This is a genomic window from Collinsella sp. CLA-AP-H1, from assembly GCF_040092945.1.
Lineage (GTDB): Bacteria > Actinomycetota > Coriobacteriia > Coriobacteriales > Coriobacteriaceae > Collinsella.
In genome coordinates this window covers 124,515-146,378 of the sequence record NZ_JBBNKO010000006.1, presented here as the reverse complement: position 1 = coordinate 146,378, position 21,864 = coordinate 124,515, and the positions used below count along the sequence as shown (strand labels likewise).

The 21,864-nt window shown below is 61.7% G+C and carries 18 protein-coding genes; 4 read left to right on the top strand and 14 right to left on the bottom strand.

The features are described 5' to 3' along the window. Window positions 1-143 precede the first annotated feature (143 nt). Window positions 144-350 (top strand): hypothetical protein, encoded by a 207-nt coding sequence (locus tag AAAV44_RS05295; RefSeq protein WP_349114893.1) that lies wholly within the window; start codon window positions 144-146, stop codon window positions 348-350. A gap of 459 nt (window positions 351-809) precedes the next feature. Here AAAV44_RS05295 and AAAV44_RS05290 read toward each other — a convergent pair whose 3' ends face one another. From AAAV44_RS05290 to AAAV44_RS05255, 8 genes are all read right to left on the bottom strand, one after another. Further along, entirely contained in the window at window positions 810-2,006 is a 1,197-nt protein-coding gene (locus AAAV44_RS05290) for an Nramp family divalent metal transporter (protein WP_006235731.1), read from the bottom strand. 74 nt (window positions 2,007-2,080) lie between these two features. Continuing rightward, window positions 2,081-3,925: a CBS domain-containing protein gene (locus AAAV44_RS05285; RefSeq protein ID WP_035136597.1), complete on the bottom strand. Its 1,845-nt coding sequence runs from the start codon at window positions 3,923-3,925 to the stop codon at window positions 2,081-2,083. 320 nt (window positions 3,926-4,245) lie between these two features. Continuing rightward, on the bottom strand, window positions 4,246-5,652 hold the full coding sequence (locus tag AAAV44_RS05280) for a polysaccharide deacetylase family protein (RefSeq protein WP_349114891.1): 1,407 nt from the start codon (window positions 5,650-5,652) through the stop codon (window positions 4,246-4,248). Window positions 5,653-5,724: 72 nt separating this feature from the next. Further along, window positions 5,725-6,480, bottom strand: a complete 756-nt coding sequence (locus AAAV44_RS05275; RefSeq protein WP_055252569.1) for a hypothetical protein — start codon at window positions 6,478-6,480, stop codon at window positions 5,725-5,727. After that, complete coding sequence (locus AAAV44_RS05270) at window positions 6,480-6,869, bottom strand: YtxH domain-containing protein (protein ID WP_035136593.1); 390 nt, start codon at window positions 6,867-6,869, stop codon at window positions 6,480-6,482. The genes AAAV44_RS05275 and AAAV44_RS05270 overlap by 1 nt, the downstream gene beginning before the upstream one ends. 136 nt (window positions 6,870-7,005) lie before the next feature. Then, window positions 7,006-7,839, bottom strand: a complete 834-nt coding sequence (locus AAAV44_RS05265) for a hypothetical protein (protein ID WP_349114890.1) — start codon at window positions 7,837-7,839, stop codon at window positions 7,006-7,008. 24 nt (window positions 7,840-7,863) lie between these two features. Further along, window positions 7,864-9,237: a hemolysin family protein gene (locus tag AAAV44_RS05260; protein ID WP_349114888.1), complete on the bottom strand. Its 1,374-nt coding sequence runs from the start codon at window positions 9,235-9,237 to the stop codon at window positions 7,864-7,866. A 113-nt stretch (window positions 9,238-9,350) separates the two neighbouring features. Then, entirely contained in the window at window positions 9,351-10,034 is a 684-nt protein-coding gene (locus tag AAAV44_RS05255; protein ID WP_172676303.1) for a hemolysin III family protein, read from the bottom strand. A 186-nt stretch (window positions 10,035-10,220) separates the two neighbouring features. Between AAAV44_RS05255 and AAAV44_RS05250 the strand changes: the two genes are divergently transcribed. Further along, complete coding sequence (locus AAAV44_RS05250; protein ID WP_349114886.1) at window positions 10,221-11,186, top strand: alpha/beta hydrolase; 966 nt, start codon at window positions 10,221-10,223, stop codon at window positions 11,184-11,186. Between the two features lie 251 nt (window positions 11,187-11,437). On the opposite strand, the gene AAAV44_RS05245 is transcribed toward AAAV44_RS05250, so the two are convergent. The 6 genes from AAAV44_RS05245 to AAAV44_RS05220 all read right to left on the bottom strand — a co-directional run bounded on the left by AAAV44_RS05245 (window position 11,438) and on the right by AAAV44_RS05220 (window position 19,821). Then, entirely contained in the window at window positions 11,438-12,643 is a 1,206-nt protein-coding gene (locus AAAV44_RS05245) for a DUF362 domain-containing protein (RefSeq protein WP_349114884.1), read from the bottom strand. 109 nt (window positions 12,644-12,752) lie between these two features. Then, a complete protein-coding gene (locus AAAV44_RS05240) occupies window positions 12,753-15,419 on the bottom strand; it encodes an ABC transporter permease (RefSeq protein WP_349114883.1) in 2,667 nt (888 codons plus the stop codon). A gap of 8 nt (window positions 15,420-15,427) precedes the next feature. Then, window positions 15,428-16,141 (bottom strand): ABC transporter ATP-binding protein, encoded by a 714-nt coding sequence (locus AAAV44_RS05235; RefSeq protein ID WP_349114881.1) that lies wholly within the window; start codon window positions 16,139-16,141, stop codon window positions 15,428-15,430. Window positions 16,142-16,493: 352 nt separating this feature from the next. After that, a complete protein-coding gene (locus AAAV44_RS05230; protein WP_349114879.1) occupies window positions 16,494-17,699 on the bottom strand; it encodes an ABC transporter permease in 1,206 nt (401 codons plus the stop codon). Then, window positions 17,686-18,873, bottom strand: coding sequence for an ABC transporter permease (locus AAAV44_RS05225; RefSeq protein WP_349114877.1), 1,188 nt, complete (start codon window positions 18,871-18,873; stop codon window positions 17,686-17,688). Before AAAV44_RS05225 ends, AAAV44_RS05230 begins: the two co-directional genes overlap by 14 nt. Before the next feature lie 9 nt (window positions 18,874-18,882). Beyond that, a complete protein-coding gene (locus AAAV44_RS05220; protein ID WP_349114876.1) occupies window positions 18,883-19,821 on the bottom strand; it encodes an ABC transporter ATP-binding protein in 939 nt (312 codons plus the stop codon). 197 nt (window positions 19,822-20,018) lie between these two features. Between AAAV44_RS05220 and AAAV44_RS05215 the strand changes: the two genes are divergently transcribed. Both AAAV44_RS05215 and AAAV44_RS05210 read left to right on the top strand, forming a co-directional pair. Continuing rightward, a complete protein-coding gene (locus AAAV44_RS05215) occupies window positions 20,019-21,164 on the top strand; it encodes a histidine kinase (protein ID WP_349114875.1) in 1,146 nt (381 codons plus the stop codon). Then, window positions 21,161-21,790, top strand: a complete 630-nt coding sequence (locus tag AAAV44_RS05210) for a response regulator transcription factor (protein WP_349114874.1) — start codon at window positions 21,161-21,163, stop codon at window positions 21,788-21,790. Before AAAV44_RS05215 ends, AAAV44_RS05210 begins: the two co-directional genes overlap by 4 nt. The last annotated feature ends 74 nt before the right edge of the window (window positions 21,791-21,864 follow it).

Genomic DNA, 21,864 nt, shown 5'->3' with positions numbered 1-21,864 from the left:
GGTCGAAGCGTAAGCCCCGGCGTTGGTGGAAATGGTGAAAATGCGTTGGCGTGATCGGGGAAATTGCGTTGGCGGAATCGGCTAAAGTGCGATGGCGAAATTGGTTGTTTTTACAGTAGCGCTAACACCCCTCGAGGAAGTCGATGCTGCGCCTGACGTGCGCGAGCCTCATGGAGACCGAGGGGCAGTGGTCCCAGCAGCGCGTGTTCTCCGAGGCCTCGGCCGCCGAGGGCTTCGCCGGGCCCGCGGACAGGCCCGCCCCGACAGAGGGGAGGCGCCGCGCGCTCGGGCGGCGCGCCGGGGAGATAGTGGACGAGATAGTCGAGAGGCACGGTCTCAAGAAGGAGTAACATCGGGACTTGCAGCGACGGACCTCAGGACGCTCTTACACCACGTCTACGCGCGCCACCCCGCTCCGTCGCTCCAGACATCGTTTCCGCGCCTCGTGCCTGCCCCAAACAATCAAAACAAGCCCTTTTCGCCGCACCCTCAAAGGTCTGTGGGCAAAAAAGGGCAAATATGAGTACTGTTACCATTTTAGTAACAGGCAAAACCACCCAAAATGACGTCCGAGCGACCCCTACAACCCCCTAAAGCAGCCAACCTGACTGGTTTAAGGCGTATTGGAGCCAATTTTAATGAACATACTAAAGGCTATGTTCATTATCTTTTAGGATGTAAATGCTATTCACTTAGCAACAGTACTCATATTTGGCATTTTTTGCCCACTGCCATATAGCTAAAACCCTATAGCAGACAAAAACAGGCCGCAGCCCATCGCTGCGGCCTGTTCGGAAGCAAAAGAGGCGCTAAGCGCTGTAGCCCATCGCCTGCAGGACAAACATGACAACCGTGAGCACCGTAATCACGCCGATAGTCGCCCAAGTGAGCACGTTCCACACGCGGCCGTTGCGGTTGGCGCCCATAATGTGACGGTCGGCGGCGATAACCACCTGGAACACCAGAACCACGGGCAGTAGCACGCCATTGATGACCTGCGAGGTCATCATAATCTGGAACAGATCAACGCCGGGCATAAGCACCAGCACGGCAGAGATACCGATGATGGCCGTAATGATGCCGCGATAGACCGGGGCCTCGTCCCAGCTGCGGTCGGCACCGCGCTCCCAGCCAAATGCCTCGCAGATAGCGCTCGACGTAACGCCCGGCAGCACGCAGGCAGCCAAGAAGCTCGCCGCGACCAGGCCCGAGGCAAACAGTACCGTGGACCACTGACCCGCAATAGGCTCCAGCGCGCGGGCAGCATCGGCAGCATCGCTAATCTGAATGCCCGCCGGGAACAACACCGTACCGGTCGTGATGATAATAAAGCCGGCAATGACATCGGCAGCAAGCGAGCCGCTCACGGTATCGATGCGCTGCAGCACGATATCGTCCTCGCCTGCGTTCTTATCGACCACGTTGTTCTGCGCCAAGAAAATCATCCACGGCGCGATGGTGGTACCGATCGTCGCGACCACGAGCGACACGTAGCTGGGGTCATTTTGAATGTTAGGCACGACCAGGTCGACCGCGACCTCACCCCAGTTGGGGCCAGCCATAAACGCGGCGACAATATAGGTCACGAAGACGCAGCTTACCAGCAGCAGAATCTTCTCGATGCGCTGGAAACTACCCGACATGGTAAGCATCCACACCAGCAGCGCTACCAACGGCACCGAGATGCTCGCCGGCACGCCAAAGAGAGCAAGGCCGCTGGCGATGCCCGCAAACTCCGAAATGGTCACAGCCGTGTTGGCGATCAACAGCGCCGCCATAGCAAGTACACTCTTGCGCACGCCAAAGCGCTCGCGAATGAGCGATGCCAGGCCCTTGCCCGTGACGCAGCCGCAGCGCGCCGCGGTCTCCTGCGTCACGATGAGCAGCACAGTCATGACGGGAAGCATCCAGAGCATCTTGTAGCCATAGCTGGCGCCCGCGCTGGAATACGTTGCAATGCCGCCGGCGTCATTGCCCGAAAGCGCCGCCAGCAGACCGGGACCCATAGCGCCAAAGATGGCCGCGATGGTCAACTTTTGCTTGGTGCCCGACTTTTGCTTGGTATTTTGCACGCGACCACCTAACCCATGACCGACATGGTGAGCAGCACCGCAGCGGCGCAGTACGCTATGCACGAGATCATGACGGCAATAACGTTCATGGCGGTGCCCGACGTGTTGAGGTCATGCTCGTCACGCCAGAACAGCACCATCAGGTAAATCACGGCGCTCATGTTGCCAACCAGGCAAATGATGGCAGCGATATTAAAGCAGCCGGTAAAGAGCTGCTCCTCAAACATGGGCGCATCGGGAAACGCGGCAGTGCGCACCAGCTGCGCGCACAGATAGGTCACGAGCGAAAGGATCAGGCCCATACCCGTGCTCTGGAAGAAGAATCCCAGGTACGGTTTGGGCTCGTCGTCGTGACCGTCGTACTCGAGGAAGTAGTTCTTGACGAACGACACCATGCGCGAGGCGGCCAGTAGCACGAGCGGCATGGCGCACATGGGGAACACCACCAGATGCGCGGAGCCCAGCGCCGTCCCCAGCACCGTCGCCATAATGCACGAGGCGATGCCCCACACGACGACCCAGTACTGGCGATGCACGAACCAGCTGAGCACGTTCGTCGAGTCGTCCGACGCGCTATCGCCCGAGCCGACACCGGCGATCTGCAGGTCCTCCTGATGCTCCTCGGCGATAACGTCCATGGCGTCGTCGAAGGTCACGATGCCCAGGATATGACGGTTCTCGTCGCAGACAGGGATGGCAACCAGGTCGTACTTGGTCATCTCGTCCGTCACGTCTTCCTGGTCCTCGTCGGGCGACACGTAGACCAGGTCGCGATAGGCGAGCTGGCCCAGCGTGGCATCGCGGTCGGCCACGATCAACGTGCGCAGCGAGAGCACGCCGGTGAGCATGCCGCTCGGATCCTCGGTATAGACGTAATAGACACTCTCGAAGTCCTCATCGAGTTTGCGAATCGCCTCGATGGCATCGCCGACCGTCGCCGTGGCGGGCAGCGAGACAAACTCCGAGGTCATGATGCGGCCGGCGGTGTTGTCCTCATAGCCCAGCAGGTTACGAATCGCCTTCTCCTCCTTGACGCCCATCAGGCGCAGGAGCTTCTCGGCCTTCTCGTAATCGAGCTCGTCGATCAGGTCGGCGGCGTCGTCCGGGTCCATCATGGCCAGCATCGACGATGCGTCCGTATCGGACAGGCCCTCGAGCATCTCGGTCATGAGCTCGTCATCATCGAACTCCGAGATGGCCTCGGCGGCCTGGGCGGTGTCGAGCTGCGCGAACACCTGCGCACGCAGGCGCGGGTCGAGCTGCTCGATGATGTCGGCAATGTCGGCAGGGTGCAGCTCGCCAAGCGTCTTGTGCGACACCGAGAGCTGGATGTTCTTAGTCGAGCGATCGAGCAGGTCCATGTAGGACCAAGCGATGATGTCCTCACTGAGCGGCTTGCCCAGGTGCTTCATAAAGCCCTCGACGATATGCTCGAGCGCGGGGCTGATGGCGCGCAGCAGACCGCGGGCGCCCACTTCGGCGCCCAGCAGGCGCAGCTGGTTTTCGCCCGACATGGAAAACTTGATGTCGTTTACGCGCACGACCTTCATGCCCTGCGTGTCGACAATCTGCTTGTTGAGCACGTCGCGGGCAAGCAAGAGTTCGGTCGGCTGCAGGTACGAAAAACGGATTTCGGTGGCCGACGTCTTAAGGTGTACACCCGTCTCGTCGATACGGTCGACCCATTTGCGCCAGCTGATCATAAACGGCGTCTTGCCGGGTCCGCGGAACGCGAGCGACGTCACGTGCGGAAAAACTTCGCCGGTGGCAATGCCAAAATCGTTCACTACGCCGAGCTTTTCGCCATCGACGTCCAAGACCGGCAACTTGAGCATCTCACTCAGATAATTCAATGGTGCTCCCCATCATTATTCCTTCGGGCTGCGGCCGTGATGGCGCACGCTCCGTGGGCTTCTGGATATGTATACGCATGCGCGGGCGGCACGCCGCTCGACGCTTACACCCCGTGCATGCGCAAAAAGCACCTGCATGGGGTCATCGACTGTATGGTCGAGGTTTGGATTTCACCTGTAACCTTTCTCTTGACCCTCATTAACCGCAGTAACTATAGCATCAGCATCGCCCTGCGGCATCGAATTTATGCGCTGCACATTGCAGGCATACCAAACGCTGACGCATCCGTGACATAGTCATTGGGGACGTTCTTAAATGACTAGTCTGTGGTGTCATCATCTTCGGCGAGCTGGGGGAACACGGCGTTTTTGGGCATGGTGACCTTCGTCAGCGAGGTGAGCTTTTTGCTCAGCGATGCGTCCGTCTTGACCAGATCGCTCAACGTCACGATTTTGTAGCCGTCGGCGATAAGCCCGTCGATAATCTGCGGCAGCGCCTCGAGCGTCTGCTCGGCGCACTTATCGTTATCGGTCAGCAGCACAATGTTGCCTGGCGTCACCGAATCGAGCACCGTCGAGACCTGCTCGTCGGCACCGTTGAGCAGCCAGTCGCCCGAATCGATATTCCACGAGACCACGGCAGACACCAGGTCCATCGCATCAATCCAGTTTTGCTCGTCAAAGGCTGCGTAGGGAGCACGCAAAAGCATCGTCTTCACGCCGGTCGCCGACTTAATCGCATCGGTGCCTTTCGTGATCTGCTCGCGTACCGCCTCACGGTCCTGATCCTTGAGCGAATCGTCGCTGTAGCTGTTGGATCCGATCTCGCACCCGGCATCGACAATCGCCTTGGCCGTGGCAGGCGAGGCCTCGGCCGCATCGCCCGAAAGGAAAAACGTCGCGGTGACGCCCTTTTCCTTGAGCACCTGCAAGATCTGTTTGGTGGCGCCGCTCGGACCCTCGTCAAACGTCAGCGCCACGTACTTTTTGTTGCCCTTGGGCGCCACGCTGGCGCACGCAACAACGCAATCGGTGGCGGGCACAACCTCGCCGCGGTCTTGCGTCTTGCCCGACTGCTCACCAACCCACACCTCGGAGCGGCCCTGGACACCCCACGCCTGCACATACTCGATAGCGCCCGTGCCTTCGACCTTGAGCTCGGGCTCGATAACCGTAGCCTGAACCTCGTGCTTCTCGTAGATGTTACGGCCATCCTTGACCGTCACCTTCTCGCCGCCCTCAAGTTCGCGGCTATCCCATTTGCCCTGCTTCACGCGCTTGCCGTCGGCCTTCACCGACAGCTTTTCGCCCCCATGGCGCTTGAGCACGCTGTCATCGACGGCCAGCAGGTCGCCTGCGTCGTAGGTGTCAGTCAACTCCTGGTCGTCGATGAGGTTTTGTAGCGTAGAGCCCACGCGCACCGCGGTCTTCTGGCCGTTGAGCTCCACGTCCACGCTGCGGTTGACGTAGCCCACGACGGCAGCGATAAACAGCGCGAGCGCGCAACCCACGGCGATGAGCGCATAGGGCAGGCGAGACGAACGACGGGGTGTGCGGCTGTTGCCGATGCGCGCGCTGCGATCGCTAAAGCCGCGGCTATGGTTGAGATACATCGCGCCGGGCTTACGGTGACGCTTGCGCTGACCGCTAGGCAGCTGCCCCAGGTCGCGGCGCGCCGTCGGACGCGCACCCGAACGCCCGTTTAAGTTGGATCCGTTTTGGCGCATGTGCCCTCCCCCATAAACACAGCAAGCCGGAGCAACAGGTCTCCGGCTTGCCTCCCATCATTTGGTACGTCGCTATTTTGTAGCTTTTGACGAGCCTCCGCTCGCCTTTTGGTATTCGTCCTTAAAGGCCTTGAACATGCCGCGCGTCTTGCCGAGCTGCTTGCCCAGTGCGCGACTGCCCTTGTCCACGGCAACCGATCCCTTGTCGTCGAGCACCTTGGCGCCCTTTTTGACCTTGTCGCCCACCACGACGCTGGCCTCGGCGGCCTTGGCAGCCGCACCGCCCGAATACCCGAGCGACTTGACCTCGTCCGAGACGACCATCGCGCCGTTCTCGTAGCCGCGCAGCATCGTCGGCGGCACCTGCGTGTCACCAACCAAAACACTCGAAGCAGCACCGGCGGTCACATAGAATGCCTGCACGATGCCCGAGCGTGGCTTGAACTCAACATCCGAGCAATAGCCCACGACGTCGCCCGATTCCGTGCGCACGTCCATACCGACCCAGATGATGCAATCGTCCAGGTTGATGTCGAGACGCTTGGCGGCGGCGGCATCGTACGTGTCCTTGACGTCATCGACCGCAATGGCGCCCTCGTAGACGCCAATGGCGTCGAGCGCTACGAATCGGTCGGGACGCTCGATCATGCCCGCGATATCGGACTGGCGGACCATAAAGCCGACCACGCGCGTACCGCCCGGGGTAAAGACCGGAAAGTGAATCTTTCCGAGCTTTTTAGGGCTGCGCGGCGTGCCGTCCTTTTTGGTGCGCTTGTCCTCGGTAGGCTTGCGATAGATCTTGGCGCCGACAAAATCCCCGGCGCGCATTATGCCTCGGTCGAGGGCTCCGCAGCCTCGGTATCAGCCTCGACGGCGTTCTCGACCACGACGTCGGCGGCAGGCGTCACGTTGCCGCCCGAAATGGCGTCGTTGAGCTGCTCGCGCAGCTGGTCCATGCGCTCGCGAGCCAGGTCGACCTTGGCGCGTAGGTCGTCGGTCTTGGCGTCGACCATCGGGCCAAAGTCATTCACCGCAGCACGGGCCTCCTCGGCGCTGTGCTCGTAGGTGTCGCGCATATTGTCCCAGGCGTCGTTAGCGATATCGGCAGCCATGGCGCGGGTCTCGGCGCCCGAGCGCGGGGCCAGAGCAACGCCGACAATAGCGCCGGCAGCGGCACCAAAAAGTGCGCCGGAGACAAAGCTGAAAGTCTTACCCATGATCATTCCTCTCCTGCGGGCACGTCGGTGCCCACCGTTTGAATGCTGTCCATTATACCCGCAGCGTATCACTTGCCGCTCCGCTCATCTGCGTACGGCAAAGGCGCAGGTACGTAATGGTGATAAACGCGTAGGCCTACTCCTGAGGCATAGCCGGCATGGCCACCGTGGCACCCGGGTCCTCGCCGGCGCCGTCCACGAGCGGCAGGCCGCCCTCATGCGCAGGCCCTGCCGGAACCGTCGCCGCACCGCCAAAGACGGCAGCGGAGGCCTCGTGGTTCTCGGCAACCGCGCCCTCGGTATCAATCGCCACCTGGGGCTCATCGTCAAAGTCGGGGACGCCTTGGGGCTCGGTGGGAACGGGCTCGGCGGTCGCATCGGCAACGGGCTCGGCGTCGACCGGCACATCGCCCTCGTCAGCGCCCTCGTCCTCGGCAGTATCTTCGCCGTTCGCAGCGGCGACGGCCTCGTGAGGATCCTTGCCCTCGGCCTCGGCGCGCATGCCCAGCACCAGGTTGCGCAGGCCCGCGACCGTGCCCTCCACGTCGGGGGCAGGCTGGTCGGCGTGCAGATAGGCCCAGTCCATCATAAAGGTGGCCGAAGACAGCGCACCGATGGCCAGCGCGTCGTCGGGGCACGAAAGCTCAACCTCAAAGACGCGCTCGTCGTGCTCGCTTACGCGCGTGCGGCCGCACGAGATGCTACCGGCAAGACCGGTCTCGTTCATGAGCTCAACCGTCACGTGCTCCAACAGGTGGCAGAGCTCGGTCTGGCCCATGCAGTCCTGGAACTCGCGGCCGGAATCGCCCAGGCACAGGTGCTTGGCAATCGCCGGCACCAGGTAGTACACGCGCGCCGTGGCCTCGATGTCCTCCGAGGTCATGAGCGGCATGCCGGGGTTCACCAGCACATGCGCGCAGATCTTGTCCTCGCTGACGGTGACCTTAAGGATGTTGAACAGGCCTGCCATAACTCTCCCCTACTCTTCCTTGTCCTACTCGTCGCCGTCGTGCGGATTCGCGGAACCCGCACCCGACGTCGTCGGCTCGTCTACCGAAGACTCGGAATCCTTCTTATCGGTTTCGACCGGAGCGATCACGCGAATGAGCGAGATGCGCTGGCCACGCATCGACTGCACTTTAAACTTGTACCCCGCGACCTCAAACACCTCTCCGATGTCGGGCACCGAGTCGCAAAGCTCCAAAATCCAGCCGGCGATGGTCTCATAATCATCGCTTTCCTCAAGCGGCCAACCAAGCTCAATCGCGTCATCGCACGAAAAACGCCCATCAACGAGCCACTCGCGGCGCGAAAGGCGCGTGAGATACTTGTTGTCGGGGTCGAACTCGTCCTCGATCTCGCCGACGATCTCCTCGACGATGTCCTCGATGGTGATGATGCCGGCCGTGCCGCCGTACTCGTCCACGACCACCACGATCTGGTCGTGCGAGGTCTGCATCTCGGACAGCAGCGGCAGGATGTCCTTGGTGTCGGGCACAAAGGTGGCGTCGCGCAAAAAGCCGGCGATGGGCTGGTCGCCCTTGCCGTCGAGCGCGGGCTGAATCAGGTCCTTGATGTGCGCGATGCCGGCGACGTTGTCGGGATCCTCGTGATAGACGGGGATGCGGCTAAAGCCGGTCTGGCGCATGGTGGACAGCACGTCGGCGACCGTCTCGTCGTCCTCGCACATGGTGGTGTCCACGCGCGGCACCATGACCTCGCGGGCAACGGTGTCGCCCAGGTCGAAGATCTCGTGGATCATGCGCTTTTCCTCGTCGAGCAGGTCGTCCTGCTCCGAGACCATGTACTTGATCTCTTCTTCCGAGACGTTCTGGCGGTCGTCGGCACTCTTGATGCGCAGGATGCGGGCCAGGCCATCGGAGCAAGCGCCAGTCAGCCACACGAGCGGACGGGCGATCTTTTGGAACACGGAAAGCGGGCCCACGACCTGCTTGGACACGCCTTCGGCATTGGCCAGGCCGATGCGCTTGGGCACGAGCTCGCCAATCACGATGGAGACGAAGGCGACCGCGACGGTGATGATGACCGGCGCCAGGCCGCGTGCGATGGCGGAGAGCGGCGCGATGCCAAAGCTCATGAGCCACGTGGCGAGCGGGTCGGACAGACTCGTCGAGGCGACGGCGGACGAGGCGAAACCCACGAGCGTGATGGCGACCTGGATGGTGGCGAGCAGCTGGTCGGAGTCGGCAGCCAGCTTAATGGCACGCTCGGCGCGCTTGTCGCCTTCCTCGGCCTCGTGCTCCAGCACGGCGCGCTTGGCCGTGGTGAGCGCCATCTCTGACATAGAGAAGTAGCCGTTGATGAGGGTCAAAACGAGGGTGGTGATAAGGGAGATGGTTATGTCCATCGGGAGTTTCTCGAACCTCCAAGATTCGGGACGTCAGGTCAAAACGTTGATGGCGGATAGGGCAGTTGCGCCCGGCGGGCGCCCGGACGGGCCCGCGGGCGCAGGCGCGATCGCTAGATTACGAAGAGGATCACCGCCATGAACTGGAAGATGCTGCCGGCGAGTACCCACAGGTGAAACACGCTGTGAAGATAGCGCACGTTTTTGGCGATATAGAACGGCACGCCCGCGGTGTAGCACACGCCGCCGACGGCGAGCAGGGCAAGCGCCACGGGGTTGAGCAGCGCCACAAGTTCGGGCAGCTTAAAGACAACGAGCCAGCCCATCAGCAGGTAGACCAGGCCGCTTACCCAGTGCGGTTGACGCTCGCGTAGGAAGCACTCGAGGGCGATGCCGATGATGGCGATGGCCCATACGGCAAAGAACAGCACAGCGCCGCCGTCGTTTGCGAGCGTGATGAGGCAAAACGGCGTATAGCTGCCGGCTATGAGCAGGTAGATGCAGCTGTGGTCGATGATGCGAAACACGCGCTTGGCGCGCGCGGGTTGAATCGCGTGGTAGAGCGTGGAGGCTAGGTATTCGAGGATAATGCTGACGCCATAGACAATTGCCGCGGCCATGTGGGCCGGGCCTCCGCCGCGCAGGGCGGCGAATACGATCAGGAGCACCAGGCCCGCGATACCCAGCAGGCAGCCGACACCATGGGTGACGGAGTTCATGATCTCCTCGCCCACCGTGTAGTGTGGAACGGCCGCGGTCTTGGGTCGCGGCTTAGAACTGTCGCTCGAATCGGACATGCCGGTTACATCCTCCAACGTAAAGAGTTCTCAACACTATATCAAAGCGTCTGGGTACGTGCGAAATTTGCACCATACGTGACCCTTTGTTTACCCATTCTTTGCCTGTTGACGCATCAACGGCGAACGTCCATAATGCGCTTGTTTTATATGTTGACATATCAACATCTTTAAGGAGAACCGCGAATGTCCCAAAGCGCACACCCCCATCGAAAGCTCAAGATAGCCGGCATTGTTACGTTGGTAGTCGTTGTCGCGCTGCTGGGGTTTGCCGGCAACTTCTTGTTTGACTTTGCCCTGAACCCCCAAGCGCCGTACACCATGAAAATGATGCAGAATAGCAAGAACGGCAAAGAAGGTGAGCAGCCGGATGCCGAGGAAACCGAGGCACGAGCGTGGTTTAAAGCGAATCGCGAGAGCAGCAGCCTCACCGAAGATGACGGAACCGAGCTTGCCGCTTGGTATTTTGCCGCGTCGGAGAGCACGCACGACTACGCCGTCTGCCTGCATGGATATACCAACGAGCCCATCGGTATGGCCCGATACGCCAAACGATTCCATGACCGCGGCATGAACGTACTCGCACCCGCCGCCCGCGCCCACGAGCGCTCCGGCGGCGACTATATCGGCATGGGCTGGCCCGAGCGCCTCGACATCGTCGCATGGATCGAGCAAATCGTTCAGGCTGACCCCGAGGCGCGCATCCTGGTCTTTGGCGAGTCGATGGGCGCGGCAACCGCCATGAACGTCGCGGGGGAATCTCTGCCCGCAAACGTGAAATGCATTATCGAGGACTGCGGGTATACGAGTGTTTGGGACGAGTTTTCTCTGCAGCTCAAGGACGTATTCGGCCTGCCCAGCTTTCCCTTGCTCGATGTAGCAAACTTGGTGTGCAACGTGCGCGCGGGCTACGACTTTCATAAGGCGAGCAGCGTGGAGCAACTCAAACACGCGACGGTTCCCATGCTGTTTATCCACGGTGACCAGGACACCTTTGTGCCGTACAGCATGCTCGACCAAAACTACGACGCGTGCGCCAGCAAGGTCAAGCAAAAGCTCACTATCCATGGCGCCACCCACGCCAAGAGTGCGCAAGTTGACCCCGAGCTCTACTGGAACACGGTCAACAACTTCCTCGACGAGTATTTTTAGGCAAAAAGCAACGTCTGTGGCTTTATCTGACCCCCTATTTTCGGAAGTGCGGGGAAAATCTCGGGAAGCCCGACCAGACCACAGTTTTACCAACAATTTATCAGGGGTTTTGTTGCCAAAAAACGGTTTGTGGCCGGAGGTATTCGATTTTTCACCGCACTTCCGAAAAGCCGCCCGTGGGCGCTGTGCTCACGGGCGGCTTTTGCTTATGTTACGCAACAAAATCGCGTGCTTTATCCAATAGGACGACGCTATTTGACCTCAATGAGCTCGTACTCGCTCGTGCCCAGGCCGATCTTCTCGGCATGCGCGATGCACGCGCGCCAGTCGGTGTCGGGATGCGTGATGCAGAAGGGATCCTTGGCCTGCTCGCCCTCCAGATGCTCGTGGTTATGCTCCATCTTGGCCGCGCTATCGGTGAGCTCGGTGTTGGGCAGCGGCTCGGATGCCATGACGGCATCGGCGCAGGCTTGGTCGATGGCGACCGGATCGAAGCTCGCGAACATGCCGATATCGTTGACGATAGGCGTGTCGTTTTCGGGATGGCAATCGCAGTTGGGGCTGATATCCATGGCAAGCGAGATGTGAAAGTTCGGGCGGCCGTCGACGACGGCCTTGGTGTACTCGGCGATCTTGCAGTTGAGCACGTCGGCCGCGGCCTCATAGCCGGGCTTGATGCAGTCCTGGTTGCATGCCGCAATGCAGCGTCCGCAGCCCACGCAGCGATCGTGGTCGATGGCGGCCACGTGCACCGTGCGGGTGTTGCCGTTAGCAAGCTCGCGCTCGCGAGTATCGTCAAACGAGATGGCGTTGTGCGCGCAGATCTTTTCGCAGGCACGGCAGCCAACGCAGTGCTCGGTCGAGACGTTCGGCTTGCCGGCGGCATGCTGCTCCATCTTGCCGGCACGGCTGCCGCCGCCCATGCCCAGGTTCTTCATGGCGCCGCCAAAACCGGCCTGCTCATGACCCTTAAAGTGGGTGAGGCTGATCACGATATCGGCATCCATGAGCGCCTGACCGATCTTGGCCTCGTGCACGTACTCGCCGCCCTCGACCGGGACAAGCGCCTCGTCGGTGCCCTTGAGGCCGTCGGCAATGATGATCTGGCAACCCGTAGCATAAGGGGTAAAGCCGTTCTGGTAGGCGGTATCGATGTGCTCGAGCGCGTTTTTGCGGCTACCGACATAGAGCGTATTGCAGTCGGTGAGGAAGGGCTTGCCGCCCAGCTCCTTCACCACGTCGGCGACGGCGCGGGCGTAGTTGGGGCGCAAAAAGCTCAGGTTGCCCAGCTCGCCAAAGTGAATCTTGATAGCGACGAACTTGTTCTCAAAGTCGATCTGCTCAATTCCGGCGTGACGGATGAGGCGCTTGAGTTTGTCGAGCTGGCTCTCGCGAGCATGCGTGCGCAGGTTGGTGAAGTACACCTTAGCGGGTGCTGCGGGTGCAGTTGCGGTCATAGATATATCCCCTCTGTCTATATGGCGTTACAGACATAGAGGATGGTACCAGTTAAAGCAGAGTTAAAGTCAAGTACGGCACCTAGTCATTGGGGACGTTCTTAAATGACTACTCTTGGACTTTGAGGGCCTCGGCCAGGCTCACACGTTTGATGGAGCGCGTGTGCAGCAACGCCACGACCAGATAGGTTGCAAAGCCGATTCCTGCGCACGCCGCCATGGACCACCAGGGCACATAAATCTCGATATTGCCGTTGTAGGCGAGCAGCATCGAGCGGAAGATGGCCGTGAGCGAGCCAATAATGACCGGCAGATTCAGCACGAGCGACGCCACCACGCACAGCGTGATCGAGCGGATGTACAGATGCGAGATCTCGCTATCGCGATAGCCAAAGACTTTCATGTAGCTAATCGACCGGGCGCTGTGGTCGATCACAGCCTTGGTCAACAGGTACATAAACAGCAGGAAGATAAACACCGCGAGCCCAACCATCATGCCGATCATTTTGCTCATCATGCCGATAAACTGGTCGCCCACAGCGCGCATATCGTCGGGCGTGGTGTCGCCGGCAAAGTAACGAGCATCGAGGTCGAGCTTCTCGTCGCTCACATAGCCGTTAAGGTAGGCGGCGTCGTTGCCGAACAGCTCGTTAAAGTCGTCGATGCTCATATAGACATTCATGTCCGACTTGGAACCCCAGGTGCAGTCCTTGCCCACGTACTCAAAGGAATAATTCTTACCCTCGTACTTGTCGCGAAGCTTAACCTTCTGGCCCTCGCTCCAGCCAAACTTGTCGAGCAAGCCACCGCCAAAGACGACGCGTCCGTCGCCGACGTCCAGCCCTTTCCAATAGCGCGAATCGGGCGAGATGCCGTAGACGGAAATCGTCTCCTGCCCATTTCCATCGCCGCGGTCGTATTGCAGCTGGTAGACGGCGTATTTCTCGGCCTGCGCGATTGCGCCCGCGCCGTTGTCGGTCGTATTGACCGGGTGAATGTCGTCGTTGTCGGTGTCGATCTTAGAGGCCTTATCGATCAGGTCGATAGCCTCGTCGCGGTTGCAGCCGAGGGCATCGGCAAGATCGTCAAGGCGCGCGTAGAGCGCATCCTTCTTGTCCTGGACCTTGGCGAGCGCGTCCTGCGCCGCGGCCAGGCTCACGGAAGACGGAGATGCGGTCGCGGCATCGGCTGCCGTCTGCGCCGCATCGGCCGCGTCGTCGAGCTCGTCATCGGCATCCTGAGCGGCAGAAAGCAGTGCGCCGTCAACCGACTGCAAACGCTCGAGTGCCGACCACTGCTCGCGCTCCTCGGCGGTGCCCTCGAGTTCCAGCGGGGCCTTGAGCGTGTACTGGTGCTCGGCGACCAGGCTTGTCTCGAGGTTGTCCGCATAGTGCGTCATCGTGGGCAGAATCGCTAGACCAAAGAGCAGCAGCAGCGAGGCGAACGCAATGCCCACGAAGAGCGTGGCGAAGTTGCCCAGGTTGCGCAGAAAGATACGCATGCGGAAGCGCGAGACAAAACCCATGCGCTCAGGCAGCTGCAGGCCGCGCTTGGTGCCCGATTTGCCGCTCGCCTCGTGGCGAAGGAACTGCAACGGCGTCTTGCCCATCTTGCAAAGCAGGCCCACCAGCGTGATGAGGATGAGCGCGGCGGCGGGAACCACGGCGCACTTCACAAAGATCTCCCAGCTCCAGTACACCTGGAAGGGCGGCAGGCTATACGAACCGTAATAGAGGCTGCGCATGGGCTCGGTAAAGAACACAACGCCGAGCACAGTGCCCAAAAGCGCCGCGACCACGCCCACGATAGCGGGAAGCGCAAGGTAGTGCAGCACGATCTCGCGTCGACGATAGCCGCTGGCGAGCAGCGTGCCGATGATGGCACTCTCCTCCTCGATGGTGGCGTCGGTAAGGACCACAAAGACGAACGCCATGATCACGATGATGATGTCGAGCAGCGTCATCCACATCATGGAGTCGCCGTCTACGTCGTCGCGCGCATAGCCAATGCCCTGATTGGAATCGGCATCGATCAGATCGTCAACACGCGCATCGGCATCGGTCAGCGCCTCGACCATATCCTGCTCCGCATCGATGCGATCCGCGGTGGGGAGGTCGCGATCGGCAAAGGTGAAGGAGTAGGTGTAGGCGGGCGCGCCGCCGGCATCCTCGAGCGCGGCAAAGCCGGCATCGGTGACCTCGGCCACGCCGTACGTGATGGTGTTCACCGTAAAGTCCGAATTGTTGAGGAACAGCGCCTGGCTATCGGGCTGGGTCATGATGCCGCAGATGGTGTAGGTGCGGCCCTCGAGCTCGACCCTATCGCCCACAGCAAGGTCGTTGTTGGTGGCAAAAACGCGATCGATGGCCACCTCGTCGTCCGCCTTGGGCTCCTTGCCCTCACAGTAGGACGCGATATCGACCTTGGTGCGGTGCGCATAGGTGCGCAGCGTGCGCTTGGTGCCATCATCGCCGGCGGTCTTTTTGATGATGGCGTCGATGGAGAAATTCTTGTAGAGCGTGACGCCGCCGACGTCGCCGGCTGCATCCTCGGCGGCCTTGAGTTGATCGTCGGTAGCCTCGAAGGAGGTGGTCACGCGGCCGTCCTCAATCGAGTACGCATCGCGCATGTCGTCGATAAGGCAGCCGATGGAATGCGCCGCGAGCAAAAAGCCCGATGTAAGGGCAATGCTTCCGCACATAAGCAAAAAGATGCCCAGGTACTTACCGATATTGCGGCGCAGCTCGCGCGGGAGACGTTTTGCGAGAGGTGTCATGACGCCGCCTACCAATCGAGCTCGGCGGCCGCGACGGGCGACTCGTTGAGCTCATCCTCGACGATGCGCCCGTCGCGCAGGCGCAGCACGCGATTGGCCATGCGGGCGATGGCGGCGTTGTGCGTGACGATGATGATGGTGCAGCCGTACTCGTGATTGACATCCTCCATGAGCTGCAGGATTTCCTTGGACGTCTTGTAGTCGAGCGCGCCCGTGGGCTCGTCGCACAGCAACAGACCCGGGTTCTTGACGAGCGCACGGCCGATGGCGCAGCGCTGCTGTTGGCCGCCCGAAACCTGACGCGGGAACTTGTTGCGGTGCTCGTAGAGGCCCAGCGAACGCAGCAGGTCGTCAATGTTGAGCGGCTTTTTGGACAGATGTGCCGTGACCTCGATGTTTTCCTTGATGGTGAGGTCGGGCACCAGATTATAGAACTGGAACACGAAGCCCAGCTCACGGCGGCGATACTCGCCCAGGTCGCCGGCGTTGAGCGTGGTGAGGTCGCAGCCCTCCACCAGAATAGAGCCGGCGTCAGCATCCTCCAGGCCGCCGATCAGGTTAAGAAACGTCGACTTGCCCGAACCCGAAGGCCCCAGCATGACGCAGATCTCGCCGCGGTTGATGGACGTGTCGATGCCATCGAGTACCGTCAGGCGCGCATCACCGTCGCCGTAATGCTTTTTGAGATCCTTAACCTGGACATAGGCTTCCTGCGTTGCCATGGTATCCCCCGTTGTTAGCCTCGTACTACTTTATGAGCGTAATAGTAAACCATGGCGAACTATTTTGGAGCGAGGCCTGGATTTTATTTCAGACTAGTCATTGGGGACGTTCTTAAACGACTAGCTGTTGGGGGCACTCTTTCGCCACCCGGCAGTTGGGGACAGTCCCCAAGTGCCGGCAGAAAAGGAACGTCCCCGAAGGCCGGCATATTGGGACAGTCCTTGTCAGCCCGGCCGGCGGGCCGGCGAATCGGCAAAGACTGTCCCCGATGACTAGTCGTTTAATTCTGTCCCCAATGACCACTCTTGGTCGTTTAAGTCTGTCCCCAATGAGTACCCGATGACTAGGTGGCTAGGCGCGGGATTTGTTGTGAGCGAGGGCTAGGCCTACAGCGGCGATGGCGGCAGCGAAGAGCACGGTGACGCCCAGGTCGCAGGCGATGTCGCCCAGCACGGTGGACGTCAGGTCCGCGGCGAGCGCCTTGCCGATCGCGTCGTTCACCCAATATGTCGGCACAAAGTGCGCCACGGTCTGCACGGCCGAACCCATGAGCGACAGCGGCATCCAGGCGCCACCCAAAAACGTCATGAGCATGCCAAGCAGGTTGCCCACACCGTTGAGCAGCTCCTCGCGCGCGCCCAGGCTCGACAGCGTAAAGCCAACGGCCAGTGGCGTCAGCGCTAGGGCAAACGTTGCCGCCAGCGCCAGGCACACGCGGCCCACGCCGACCTCGGCAACCGCGCTGGCAAAGCCCACGACGCCCATCATGCTCGACACAAACCAGATACAGACGGTGAGCACGGCGGCGGCCGCAAACACGGCAAGCGAACGCTGGCGATCGGAGATTGGGCCGGCATCCATGCGGCGCACGCGCTCGGGCTCGTTCATGCCCGAAAACACCAAGCCCACCGACACGATGACCGACGAGATAATCGCGTACGCGCCAAAGTTGAAGTACGACTCGAGCGTGGCGGCAGCAGCCGAGTCGACCTTGACCCGCTCGATCTGGACCTCCGCGCGCTTTGCAGCGGCATGTTCGGCGGCCTTGGCAACGTCGCCGTTGGAGGCAGTGGGCTCAAGTGCGGCTGCAGCGCCCGCGAGCGAGATCCAGCGCGAAGCCTCGGCAAACGAAAGCGCCGCCGCCATGGTGCCGGCACCGTAGGTCACATCGAGCTTGGGCAGGGACTCCCCCGCGCGGGCAGCCGCGACCAGGTCGTCCTCGAACCCCTCCGGGATAAAGAACACGCAGTCGGCGCTGCCCTTGGCGCTGTTGCTCTTGGAGAGCGCGTCCGCAAGGTCGTACGTGTCATCACCGACGCCCGTGACCAGGTCAAACCGCGAACCTAGGTGCTTGGTAAGCGCACGCGAAAGGTCGCTATTGTCGCGGTCGACCACGATCACGTTGGTGTCGTAGGGCTCGTACTCGGTAAGCTGCGACGAGTTCCAGCTCACCGAGGCCGCGATGAATACGCCCATGAGCGAGATGAACACCGTATAGATGAGCAGGTAGAACGGGTGCGCCAGCGCCATGCGAAGCGCGGTCTTAAAGGTGCTCATAGCGGCTCCTTCCAAAGATCAGCGTGGCGGCGGCAACGAACAGCAGCGCCATAAGGACCAGCGCGCCGGCGCGAACGGCAAAGGGGCCCAGGTCCTCAAAGAAATACAGGCGGTTGAACATGTCGCAGATAAGCTTGACGGGGTTGAACCAGCACTCGGCCGGGCAGGCGCGGGCGACGTCGTCGGCAAGCGCCATCGCCGGCTCGCCGTAAAGCCCGGCGAACAGGGCGCACGTGGTGGCAAAGCCCGTGAGGATGCCCGACTTGGACGCCTTGCCGCCCTTAACGGGAAGCGTGCCCACAAAGAGCCCCAGGCCCGTGGCGGCAAGCGCGGAAGCAGCGCCGCCCACCAAACACAGCCCCTCGCGCCCGCCAAAGTCGACGCCCACGACCAGGCGCACGTAGCCGATTGCGATCGCCATCGAGGCGAAGGAAACCAGCCACGAGCCGACAAAGATACCGGCCAGCGACGCCGTCTTGGAAAGACCGCCCACGCAGCGACGCGCGCCAAGGCCCGACAGATTGGGCTGCAAATCGACGACGCTCAAGGCGGCAAACTCGGCAGACATCATCGCCACCAGGCCAAAGAGCGCGTAATAGTAGATGACCGTGCCATCGGGCGTGGTGCGTGTCAGGCTTATGCGGCGGGTGCCGCCCTCGAGCGACAGAGCGCGCGCAACCGCCTCCGGGTCGGCGAGCGCCGCCGGGTTGTCCTGGGAAATCTGGGACATGAGCTCGGCATTTTGTGTATACGAGCTTGCCACCGTCTCCAAAATGCTGCGGTCGGTGAGCACCGACGACGCGCGCGAGCTGCCGTAGCTCGATAGCAGTGTGAGCTTGGGTACGCCTGCGTCGTCGGCCGTATAGATGCCCGCAACCTCGCCGGCCTTAAGCGCACGGTTCGCATCGGCTGCGTCGTCGCACTCGTGGATCTCGAGCAGCTGATCGTCGCTCTCCTTGGCAAGCGACGTCGCCACGTCCTTAAAGGTCGAGGCGTCCCAGGCCTCGTCCGCTATGACGGCAACCGGCACCGGGTCGACCGTGCCGTCGGAGCTCAGATTCGCAAACATAAACATGAACATCGTGGAAAGCGCGATGGGAAAGAGAGCGCCCCAGACCCACGTACTCGGTCGGCGCAGCAGCGTCTTGACCGTAATGATAATGGTGTTGAACATGGCTGCCCCCTAGTCGCGCAGCTCGCGGCCGGTGATCTCGAGGAACACGTCGTTGAGGGTCGGCGGCTCGCTCCACACGCGGCCGAGCGCCACATTGGCGGCGCGCAGCGTGTCGAGAATGTCGACCAAATTGTGCGGGCTCGCCTCGCAGGTGCAGATGAGCTCGCCGGCGGACAGCTCGACGCTGAGCACGTGCTCGAGGGCGCGCAGCCGCTCGACCGTGGCGGTCTCGACGGCGCCGACCTCGACAGTCACGCGCTCGCCCATTTGAATCATGCGTTTGAGCTCGTCATTGGTGCCCTGCGCCAGCACACGTCCGCCGTCCATGATCATGATGCGGCTGCAAATCTGCTCGACTTCCTCCATGTAATGGCTGGTATACACCACCGTGGCGCCCTCGTCGCGCAGGCGGCAGATGCCCTCCAGGATGGCATTGCGGCTCTGCGGATCGACCGCCACCGTGGGCTCGTCAAAAAAGATGAGCTCGGGCTTGTGCGCGATGCCGCAGGCGATGTTGAGCCGGCGCGCCAGACCGCCCGAGAGCTTGCCGGGGCGGAACTTGGTAAAGTCGCCCAGCCCGACAAAGTCGATGGCTTCGTCGACCAGCGCGCGACGGCGCTTGCGGTCGCTGACGTAAAGGCTGCAGAAATAGTCGATGTTCTCGCGCACCGTGAGCTCGTCGAATACCGCCACTTGCTGTGGCACCACGCCGATGCGGCGCTTGAGGTCGTAGCGGGCGGGCGTCATGGGCTCGCCGAACAGCTCGATGGTGCCTTTGTCGTAGGCGAGCAGCTGCAGAATACAGTTGATGGACGTGGTCTTGCCCGAGCCGTTGGGGCCCAGCAGGCCAAAGATCTCGCCGGGGGCGATGCTCAGGTTAAAGTGGTCGAGCGCAATAAGGTCGTCATAGCGCTTGACGAGGTTTTCGACGTGGACGATGTCTGTCATGAGGCGGCCCTTCTGTTGATTGCGGCCCGGTACGATTGCATCATCGCAGGAGCCGCCGGCGCGCGCCAGTGAGCTTTGTCACGAGTGCGGAGCTTGGCCGTGCGGCCTGCCGATGTCCCCGCTTTGCCGCGTGGGAGGAATGTCACGGTTGCGCAGGCGGTCCCTCCACCACGCGCGGCTTCGCGTACAATACCCGTATGAACAGGCTTTTCGACAAATCAATCGTTCTGGCGTGCTGTATTGCGGCCGCCATGGGCCTTGCTGTGGACGCTCACCTGGTCGCGGCGTTTTGCCTTGGCGTTATTGCCACCTCACTGGCCGAGGTCGCACAGGGGGAACGCACGCGTCGCGCAAGCAAGACCGCAAGTTACGCCTGCATCATCGCGGCTGTCTTCGTGCCGCCGTTTGTGCCGTTTGCGCCTCTCGCCCTCTATGACATCGCGCGACGCGTGCGCCGTGAACGCATCTGGCCCGCGCTGGCGATTGGCGCCGTGTTTGTCTGCGCGCTTGTCGCGGACCTTCGCGGCGGCGCGCTCACCACCCGAACGCTGCTGCTAACCGTCATCCTTTCGGTCGCCGCCACGTTGCTGTCGCTGCGCACCGCGCAGCTGGAACGCGAACAGGAACGCATGCGTCGCACCCGCGACAAGCTGCAAGAACGCGCCCTGGCACTCGAGGCACGCAACCGAGACCTCGCCGACCGCCAGGACTACGAAGTCGAGCTCGCGACGCTCGCCGAACGCGCCCGCATCGCGCGCGAGATCCACGATAACGTCGGGCACCAGCTCACGCGCGCCTCACTGCAGGCCGAAGCCCTACGCGTGGTCCACGCCGACGAGCCTGGCGTCGCCGCCGATTTCGCCGACGTTAAACGTACGGTTGACGAGGCGCTCCAGCTTGTGCGCGCCAGCGTCCACGCGCTCAACGACAACGCCGTCGACCTTTCCGTGCAGCTCGAACGCATTGTTGAAGGCGCGTGCTCGGACGGCGGCCCGCAGATTGAGCTTGAAGTTTTGGCCGAGCATGCGCCCGCAAATGTCGCCAACTGCTTTGCGGCGGTGCTGCGCGAGGCGCTTTCCAACGCCATGCGCCACGCTTGCGCCCAGACCGTCACCGTACGGTGCATGGAGCATCCGTCGTTTTACCAGCTCATCGTTACCGACGATGGCGCGGACGGGGTCCAAGCAAGCGGCCGCGGCGCCACGGAGGGCATGGGGCTCGCCTCCATGCGCGAGCGCATCGAGGCGCTTGGCGGCACCTTCACCGCCGGCCCGCGTGCCGGCTCCCCCGGCTGGCGCGTGTTTGCCACCGTTCCTAAGCAGCAAGGAGATGACGCCCGATGAGGCTCATCGTTGTCGACGACGACCGCTTGGTGGTCGATTCGCTCAAGATTATCCTGGGCGCCCAGCCGCAGATCGAGGTGGTGGGCACCGGCGCCAATGGCGACGACGCGGTCGCGCTCTACGCCGAGCACGCGCCCGATATCGCACTGCTCGACATTCAGATGCCGGGGCGCGACGGACTTTCGGCGGCACGCGAGATCCTTGAGCGCGACCCTGCGGCGCGCGTGGTGTTTCTAACGACATTCTCGGATGACGAGTACATTGTGTCGGCGCTCAAGCTGGGCGCGCGCGGCTACTTGATTAAAACCGACGTCGCTGCCATCCCTCCCGCGTTGACGCAGGTCATGGATGGCAAACGCGTGCTCGAGGGCAAGGCGATCGAGGACATCGATTTTGACGGAACGGGCGTCGAGGCGGGCACGACCCGCCGGCCCGCGGCCTTTGTCAGCCTGACCGACCGCGAGTTCGAAGTCGCAGAGCTCATCGCCCGCGGCCTCGACAACAAGGAGATTGCCGCCACCGCCTATATGGGCGAAGGCACCGTGCGCAACCACATCAGCTCAATCCTTGCCAAAATGGGCCTGCGCAACCGCACCCAAATCGCCATCGCCTATCTGCGAGGCTAGCCGCTGGCTGCCGCCAATTTGATGCCATTTCAAAACTATGCCGGTTTACTACGATGAACCGCATATCTCCGACC

What these genes read in the sequence shown, in the direction of transcription:
- AAAV44_RS05295 (WP_349114893.1), top strand. Translation starts at nt 144, where the DNA reads ATGCTGCGCCTGACGTGCGCGAGCCTCATGGAGACCGAGGGGCAGTGG.
- AAAV44_RS05290 (WP_006235731.1), bottom strand. Translation starts at nt 2,006, where the DNA reads ATGGGTCCCGGTCTGCTGGCGGCGCTTTCGGGCAATGACGCCGGCGGC.
- AAAV44_RS05280 (WP_349114891.1), bottom strand. Translation starts at nt 5,652, where the DNA reads ATGCGCCAAAACGGATCCAACTTAAACGGGCGTTCGGGTGCGCGTCCG.
- AAAV44_RS05275 (WP_055252569.1), bottom strand. Translation starts at nt 6,480, where the DNA reads ATGCGCGCCGGGGATTTTGTCGGCGCCAAGATCTATCGCAAGCCTACC.
- AAAV44_RS05270 (WP_035136593.1), bottom strand. Translation starts at nt 6,869, where the DNA reads ATGGGTAAGACTTTCAGCTTTGTCTCCGGCGCACTTTTTGGTGCCGCT.
- AAAV44_RS05265 (WP_349114890.1), bottom strand. Translation starts at nt 7,839, where the DNA reads ATGGCAGGCCTGTTCAACATCCTTAAGGTCACCGTCAGCGAGGACAAG.
- AAAV44_RS05260 (WP_349114888.1), bottom strand. Translation starts at nt 9,237, where the DNA reads ATGGACATAACCATCTCCCTTATCACCACCCTCGTTTTGACCCTCATC.
- AAAV44_RS05255 (WP_172676303.1), bottom strand. Translation starts at nt 10,034, where the DNA reads ATGTCCGATTCGAGCGACAGTTCTAAGCCGCGACCCAAGACCGCGGCC.
- AAAV44_RS05250 (WP_349114886.1), top strand. Translation starts at nt 10,221, where the DNA reads ATGTCCCAAAGCGCACACCCCCATCGAAAGCTCAAGATAGCCGGCATT.
- AAAV44_RS05245 (WP_349114884.1), bottom strand. Translation starts at nt 12,643, where the DNA reads ATGACCGCAACTGCACCCGCAGCACCCGCTAAGGTGTACTTCACCAAC.
- AAAV44_RS05240 (WP_349114883.1), bottom strand. Translation starts at nt 15,419, where the DNA reads ATGACACCTCTCGCAAAACGTCTCCCGCGCGAGCTGCGCCGCAATATC.
- AAAV44_RS05235 (WP_349114881.1), bottom strand. Translation starts at nt 16,141, where the DNA reads ATGGCAACGCAGGAAGCCTATGTCCAGGTTAAGGATCTCAAAAAGCAT.
- AAAV44_RS05230 (WP_349114879.1), bottom strand. Translation starts at nt 17,699, where the DNA reads ATGAGCACCTTTAAGACCGCGCTTCGCATGGCGCTGGCGCACCCGTTC.
- AAAV44_RS05225 (WP_349114877.1), bottom strand. Translation starts at nt 18,873, where the DNA reads ATGTTCAACACCATTATCATTACGGTCAAGACGCTGCTGCGCCGACCG.
- AAAV44_RS05220 (WP_349114876.1), bottom strand. Translation starts at nt 19,821, where the DNA reads ATGACAGACATCGTCCACGTCGAAAACCTCGTCAAGCGCTATGACGAC.
- AAAV44_RS05215 (WP_349114875.1), top strand. Translation starts at nt 20,019, where the DNA reads ATGAACAGGCTTTTCGACAAATCAATCGTTCTGGCGTGCTGTATTGCG.
- AAAV44_RS05210 (WP_349114874.1), top strand. Translation starts at nt 21,161, where the DNA reads ATGAGGCTCATCGTTGTCGACGACGACCGCTTGGTGGTCGATTCGCTC.